Genomic DNA, 3,103 nt, shown 5'->3' with positions numbered 1-3,103 from the left:
TGGCAACTTATAGGATACCATAAAACCATATGGAAGGGTTATTTTTTTATTGATAACTTACAACTCACAAGAATATTAGATGATGCAAAAAATAAAACTTATGCCGCTGCAAATAATATTATGACTTATGCATATTGGAACGTGGGAAAACGCATTATTGAGCAGGAACAAAAGGGCGAGTCAAAAGCAATATATGGTTCATATCTTGTTAAGCGGCTTTCACAGGAACTTTCAGAAGAGTATGGAATTGGATTTTTGGTCGCTAATATTAGAAACTGCAGGCAGTTATATTTAACATTTCCAAAAGAATCCTATGGTTATTCATTGATCGGGAAAATTCATTGGTCACATCTTAGAACTATTATGCGATTAGATAATGAAGAAGTGCGTTATTTTTATTTGAATGAGGTTGCAAATGAATATTAGTCTGTCAAGGAATTGGAGTGCAATATAAAGTCAGGTTATTTTAAACGAATTCTTTCAACGCAGTTTCCAGAGAAAATCGGGCAGATACCAAAATTTGTAAAAGATCCATATGTTTTAGAGTTTATGGGCATAAAAGATAATAATGCAGTTATTGAAAAGGAAGTAGAAAATGCAATTATCAGTAATTTGCAGAAATTTTTGTTAGAAATGGGGCGGGGATTTTGCTTTGTGGACAGGCAGATGCATATATGCACTGAAACATCAGATTTTTATATTGATTTAGTGTTTTACAATTATATATTGAAATGCTTTGTGTTGATAGATCTGAAAACCCATAAACTGACACATCAGGATATAGGGCAGATGGATATGTATATTAGAATGTTTGATGATTTGAAGCGGCAGGAGGATGACAATCCTACAATCGGAATTATTTTCTGTACAGATAAGGATGAAACGATGGTAAAGTATTCTGTTTTAAACGAAAGTGAACAGATATTTGCATCTAAATATATGACTGTGCTGCCTACAGTAGAAGAACTGAAGAACGAGTTAGAACGTAATCAATTGATGTATGGAGAGGAATTGAAGGACAATTAGTGTTGTTATTTCGTTCAATACATTTAAGATAAATGAAGGAGATGTTATATGTATTTAAAGAGTCTGAAACTTACTAATTATAGAAAATTTTCAACAGAACAAAATGAGATTGAATTTATTAGTTCCAAGCTTGTTAAAGTAGACAAAAAAATAGAGAACCAAAATGAGAAAGATATAGTTGAAAATGATAACTTTAATGAAGAAATAGCAGACATTGATGTTGCGTCTGACACAACTTTAATTATTGGAAAAAACAATGCGGGCAAGACAACGATAATTACAGCACTGGATACTTTGATAAATCATGGGAAATTTGGCATTAATGATTTCAATTATAGATATTTGCAACGATATTTAAAAGAATATGACATTAATGATGCGAAAATAAATTTGCCGTTTATAGAATGTGTTTTAACAGTAGAATTGGAAGAAAATAGTGATGACAGAATTTCAAATTTAATACCATTTATGCTGGTTGAGGATGTTGATAATTCAGAATTGAAGATTTGTATTAGATATGAAATTGCAGATGTAAGTTTTTTTAAATCAGAAATGGAGAAATTGTTTTCTGAAGAGACAGAAGAAGTCACTTTTGCAAGTTTTTTTGAATTGCTAAATAGTACGGATTTTGAAATAAATTATTATGATAAAAATGCTAAAAAGATTGATGTTGATTTTAAAATTTCTAATCTAATGGAATTACAATGTATCAAAGCGAATCATTTAAAATCAGACCATTGTTTAACAGAGTCTTTTAATAAAATTATAAAATATAGATATGAGCATACATTTCAAAACGAGAAAAGAGAAGTAAATAAAAAACTGAAAGAAGTTAATAGTGATTTGTCTAAAAATATTAGTAAGAATCATACTGATATTATTCAGAAAGTGTTAGAAAGACTAATTTCTATGGAACGTATGGGAGTACAATTGAGTGCAGATATTACGTTTGATAAACTAATTCGAGATCTTATTAAATATGAGTATATTGAGGATAACGCAAATGTTCCAGAGGATCAGTTCGGTTTGGGATACACTAATTTGGTAATGATTATTGCTGCCATAATAGATTACATTGAAAAATATCCGGATTCATCATTTAATAGTAAAATTAATCTTATTTCTATAGAAGAGCCAGAAACATATATGCATCCACAGATGCAGGAGTTGTTTATTAAAAATATAAATGAGGCAATAAAGTTTTTATTATCGAGTAAAAACAAGGATGTAAATAGCCAAATTATTATTACAACACATTCTTCGCATATTTTAAATAGCAAAATTCATAGTGCGAATACTTTTAATAATATTTGCTATTTAAGCGAAAATCAATTTAATGCTGTAGCTGTAAATCTAAACAATAAAAGAATTATGCCGAAAGAAGACGAAGACGAAGAGTCAGAAGGTTTTAGGTTTTTAAAGAAACATATTAAATATAAAGTATCTGAATTGTTTTTTTCTGATGCGGCAATATTTGTTGAAGGTTTTGCGGAGGATATAATATTGCCATATTATATTGAAAAAAGAAAAAAGTTAAATAGGCGTTATATTTCTATCTTTAATATTAATGGTGCGCATGGATTCTTGTATAAAAGGCTTGTTGAAGCACTTGGGATTCCAGTGCTGATAGTTACAGATTTGGATATTAAGCGAGAAAATGAAGACGAGGATGAGGGCGAAAGCGTATATAATACTAAAGCTAAAAAGACAGTTTTTTATGCGCAAGTTGATTGTTTAAAAGGAAAAGAAACAACCAATGCGACCATAATTGATTTGAAGGGAGATTCTGATTTGTCTAATATTTCAACATTTATAGAAAAAGATAATTTATGTTTGGCATATCAAGGAAAAATAAATGGATATTATGCTACGAGTTTTGAAGAAGCGCTTATTCTAAACAATTATGATAATGAAGTCATGAACAATATACTTAAAGAGTTAAAACCAAGAATTTATACGAATATTGTCGGAATTAAGCCTGATTATAAGAAAAATATAGACAATTCACACCACTTTACAACTTTTTGAAAAATAAAATAACGCACAAGACACTTTCTCATGTATAATAAGTTTGCAC

The 3,103-nt window shown here is 29.5% G+C and carries 3 protein-coding genes; all 3 read left to right on the top strand.

The window, feature by feature from the left end; all coding sequences use genetic code 11:
* A partial coding sequence (locus tag D7Y06_RS27535) for a DUF1016 N-terminal domain-containing protein (RefSeq protein WP_243119504.1) occupies window positions 1-426 on the top strand: 426 nt, incomplete at its 5' end.
* Window positions 427-438: 12 nt separating this feature from the next.
* Complete coding sequence (locus D7Y06_RS27530; protein ID WP_256387256.1) at window positions 439-1,026, top strand: PDDEXK nuclease domain-containing protein; 588 nt, start codon at window positions 439-441, stop codon at window positions 1,024-1,026.
* A gap of 48 nt (window positions 1,027-1,074) precedes the next feature.
* Window positions 1,075-3,054 (top strand): ATP-dependent nuclease, encoded by a 1,980-nt coding sequence (locus D7Y06_RS24495; protein WP_120410093.1) that lies wholly within the window; start codon window positions 1,075-1,077, stop codon window positions 3,052-3,054.
* The last annotated feature ends 49 nt before the right edge of the window (window positions 3,055-3,103 follow it).

The sequence above is a fragment of the Roseburia sp. 1XD42-69 genome, from assembly GCF_003612565.1.
GTDB lineage: Bacteria > Bacillota > Clostridia > Lachnospirales > Lachnospiraceae > Roseburia_B.
Note: the sequence above shows the minus strand (reverse complement) of the source record. Positions and strands in the feature narration are given on the sequence as shown.